This is a genomic window from Bacillus sp. PSXD-155 (assembly GCF_049310765.1).
In the GTDB taxonomy this organism is placed as follows: Bacteria; Bacillota; Bacilli; order Bacillales; family Bacillaceae_G; genus Bacillus_A; species Bacillus_A cereus.
On sequence record NZ_JBMOWC010000115.1, the window covers coordinates 1 to 4,231 of the forward strand.

The following is a 4,231-nucleotide window of genomic DNA, read 5'->3' on the forward strand; positions in this document are numbered from 1 at the left end:
TTCCAAAAAAATTCGAAATTAACTTTCATAAATTCACACCTTTTTATATCGTTTTAACATATTCAGTAACTTTTGTAATATTTTTATAACTGGTATAGAGAAATACAATTTTTAGAAGAAAGTAAATATACTTACTGTATATATGGGAAATGAATATGCGGAATTAATATTACCAAGAAATGCTTCATTAAAAAAGTTTCAGGAATTGTTGAAAAAGGAAAACTGATTGTAAAAGTTGATGCAAGTGTGGGAAATAAATAGTTTAATAAAGCTTGAAGATGAAGAATTATAAAAAAGATTTACTGGGATGTTTGGACTTGTCCATTAATTACTCCAGTGCTAATTAATAAGTCTACCCCTCTGAAGTGAACCCCGAAAGTTAGACAGGCAGTTTCATAAGGCAGCCTCTAGGGTATGAGCCCGGTATTGTACCGGGCTCATACCCTTTAATTTTGCCTTAATTCTTTTATGATTATAGTAGTCTATGTACTTTGCTAATTCTTGTTTGAAATGTATTATACTTTCAAATTCTTTTCGATACAGAAATTCTGATTTCATGATACCGAAAAAATTTTCAATAACGGCATTGTCATAACAGCCTCCTTTGCGAGACATACTTTGAGTTTAGAGATGCCTTATTTATTAAAATATTCTAAAATACGATCATTTACATATTGAGGATTCTCCATGGACATCAAATGTCCTACATCTTTCACTAATTCTACAGTTAGATTGGGTGATGAATTTTCGGCACATTTGAAAGCTTCTATTGGGTTATACATTACTTCATTCTCCCCTAACATTAGCAGCATAGGCGTTTGTATTTCGGCTAACTCTTGGTTCGTAAAAATATATGGAAATCCCTGTTCTGTTAGAGTTTCATTTTTCACTGAATTATTCCACATCATTCCTGCTATCAATTGTTCTTGAATATAAGGATGAACAGTGTATCGATTCTCAAAAATCCACCCTAAAAATTTCTCGACCCCTTCCCTACTATTCATCATTCCTGAAGCATAGAAAAAAAACAAAGGATGAAAAGGAATATACGTTGCTGCAGGACTCATTATTACAGCCTTATTTACCTTCTCTGGAAAAAATGTCAAGAAGTTAACAGTATGTAAGGCACCATATGACAATCCTACAATGTTCGTGCTATTAATTTCTAATGTATGTAATACTTCTTTTAACCATAGTGCATAACTTAAGCAATCTGTAAATCCTTTTTTTGGAAGGCTTTTGTTTTTATCTCCTAAAATATCAATACACATTATTCTAAAATGTTTACTCCATTTTAAAATATTTGAATACCACATTGTCGAACTCATTTTTGCTCCATGAAGTAATACGAGAGGTTGTGCTAATTTATTACCACTTTCAATAATATGAGTCTTCCCTTGAGATGTTTCTACAAAGTAAGATGAAAAACTAGTTGGCCATAATTTTAGACTTTTCTCATAAGATTGTAGATAGTTAGTTTCTTGATAGTTTTGTTCTAAAATCTTTATTTTAATTTCCTCCATATAACTCATTTTCATAATTCATTTTTAAAGTCACAGTAGTTTTGCTTTACTCAATACACATTTTAAATTTAAAGGTTTCAATTTCATCGACTGCCTTGTTATATCCTCCAGCATTTTTTAAAGATTTTCCAATTCTATGGCTATTTTTTGTATAAATATTATTTGATAACACATGAATTGCTGTATTACGTAATATTTCCGGAGTAAGCAAATTACGATCTAACTGGACTCCGGCTTCTAATTCTTCTATTCTTTGAGCAACTATAGGTTGATCTCCCATAACTGGAATAACTAGCATAGGAACACCAAAATATAAGCTTTCACTGGAACTATTCATTCCCCCGTGTGTAATAAATAGATCAGTTTGTTGTAGAATATCTAATTGAGGAACGTAATTATATAACTTAAAATTAGAAGGAATATTATCTAATTGACTAATATTATTTTGTTCCCCTATAGTTAATATGACAGTAACCGAGCTATCTCGAAATGCTTCAAAACATGTGTAATAAAAGTCGGGTTGCTGGTTAAATACTGTTCCCATAGAAATAAAAATCAGCTTGTTTCCCTTTTCCTGTTCTAAGGAAAAAGAATCTACATCTTTACGCTGTGCAATAGAGGGCCCGACAAATATATAAGAATCATCAAATTCTTCGACATTTGGTTGATACAATTTTGATGTATATACAATTGTAATATCCCCCGGGCATGTCATCACATTCTGTTTTTCATTAAGAGTAATTCCATAAATATCTTCCCATTTTTTCAAAATACACATGACTTTCTGATATAAAGGGGATTTTTTATTTTCTTCTCCATGATTTTTCATAAGAGTAGAAGCTATCTTTTTAGTAATGGCAAATGTTGTACATGAAGCAATTTTAGGTAATTGTAATACTTCAGCTATGATCCATCCAACAGCGAAATTATTATCATATATAACATAATCGTATTCTTCTTCTTTTACTTCTTCTAAAATTATTTCTATTATTTTATCCATGGATTTTACCATGTGTAATAATAGTTCTTGAGAATCTATTTGCCTACTCATTCTTTTTACCATGTCTATTTGTGATATGAAATTTTCATATGGTCGAAACAAAGCTCCTGTATTCTCTATTTTACTTCTATACTTTTCTACGCAATAGTAAATAACTTCCTCGCCTCTTTTTATTAGTTCTTCGACAAGTGCAATTGTCGGATTAATATGTCCTTCTCCTGGAAAATTAAACATTAGAACTTTTGCCATATTATTGTTCCTCCCCTAAAGTATAATTAACTATTCTATTATTACTAATATCAATCACGTACTGATACTTAAAGTAAAGGTAAGGATTTTCTCCTTTCATTTTAATGAAATCACTTGTGCTATTAAATAGAAAAAACAATTAAGAAACAAAGTAGATATAAAAAATCACATAATTCCCTCTCTCTATTTCTCTCATGTATAATAAATAATAACTGAGAGTAGAAAGGGCTGAATTATGCGCAGATATCAATATTTTTAATCTACCCATCACTAATATAATGGAGGTAAAAGTATTGATTACAGAATTATACACACAAAGATTACATTTAAGAAAAACAAAAGAATCCGATTCATTAAGTTTATTTAAAATATGGTCTGATCCAGATGTTACGAAATTCATGAATATTATTAATTTCACTACTGAGGATCAAGCAAAAGACATGATTAGATTTCTAAACGAGCTGGCTCAAAGTAATAAAGCGCTCCGATTTACTATTATCGAAGCAAAATCTAATCAAATCATTGGTTCATGTGGTTATAATTTCTTAGATTTCGAAAACTCTAAAACTGAGATTGGTTATGATATTTCAAAAGCATTCTGGGGCAAAGGATATGCACCTGAAGCAATCTCCGCTTTATTAGACTATGCATTTACTAATTTAAAGCTAAACCGCATTGAAGCAAAAGTTGAACCTGAGAATCTAAATTCCATAAGTGTTTTAAAAAAATTAAAATTCACGTTAGAAGGAACGCTAAGAAAAAGTGAAAAATCAAATGGAAAACTCATCGATTTAAGTATCTATTCAAAATTAATAACTGATTGATTTCTGTCCCTCTCCCTATACTTCACTGAAGTATAGGCTCTTTTTATTCCTTAATAAAATTCAAAACTGTCTATAAAGGTACACCTTTATAGACACACAAAATACTTCCCACATCTTTAATCACATAATAATAAAAACCCATTAATCTCATGTACACATACTGGGATCAATGGGCTTTATAAATTTAACATTCTGTGTATTTCGTAAAACTCATTTATTAAATAAAAAAATCCCTTCACGATTTGTGAAGGGGTCAGTATACATTGAAAGGGTACTTCCATTTTAATATGTAAAAGAAAAAACTCGTATTGATAAAATTAACCTTTTGGTTTTTGCCGCTTTTAATTCACTATAAAGAAACTGTAAGGATTAAATTCATCCTATATAGAGTTTTTGTGTTCCTCATTAGACATGTATTTTTTATAAATCATATTTTTTATGCAATATTGCATAAAAAATACCTGTTACTGTTGCTATAATTTTGAGTGTAAACTGTTGCATCCAACATTTTATAATCTTCTATATTTATTAATATAGAGACCCTAATTGCAGGAAAAAGGAAAGAATATTGGTGGCTCTTCCCTTTTTCCCTATTTTTTCAACTGTCTAATGATTCATTCTATAGTCTAAAATAT

At 30.0% G+C, this 4,231-nt stretch carries 3 protein-coding genes and 1 pseudogene; 1 reads left to right on the top strand and 3 read right to left on the bottom strand.

Annotation, left to right across the window (positions count from 1 at the left end; genetic code table 11):
- Window positions 1-393: 393 nt before the first annotated feature.
- From ACO6VI_RS32785 to ACO6VI_RS32795, 3 genes and pseudogenes are all read right to left on the bottom strand, one after another.
- Window positions 394-624 (bottom strand): annotated as a pseudogene (locus tag ACO6VI_RS32785) (transposase); the annotation flags it as partial.
- Window positions 625-635: 11 nt separating this feature from the next.
- On the bottom strand, window positions 636-1,538 hold the full coding sequence (locus tag ACO6VI_RS32790; protein ID WP_422425180.1) for an alpha/beta fold hydrolase: 903 nt from the start codon (window positions 1,536-1,538) through the stop codon (window positions 636-638).
- 31 nt (window positions 1,539-1,569) lie between these two features.
- Window positions 1,570-2,772, bottom strand: coding sequence for a macrolide family glycosyltransferase (locus ACO6VI_RS32795; RefSeq protein WP_422425182.1), 1,203 nt, complete (start codon window positions 2,770-2,772; stop codon window positions 1,570-1,572).
- Window positions 2,773-3,065: 293 nt separating this feature from the next.
- Between ACO6VI_RS32795 and ACO6VI_RS32800 the strand changes: the two genes are divergently transcribed.
- A complete protein-coding gene (locus tag ACO6VI_RS32800) occupies window positions 3,066-3,596 on the top strand; it encodes a GNAT family N-acetyltransferase (RefSeq protein WP_422425183.1) in 531 nt (176 codons plus the stop codon).
- The last annotated feature ends 635 nt before the right edge of the window (window positions 3,597-4,231 follow it).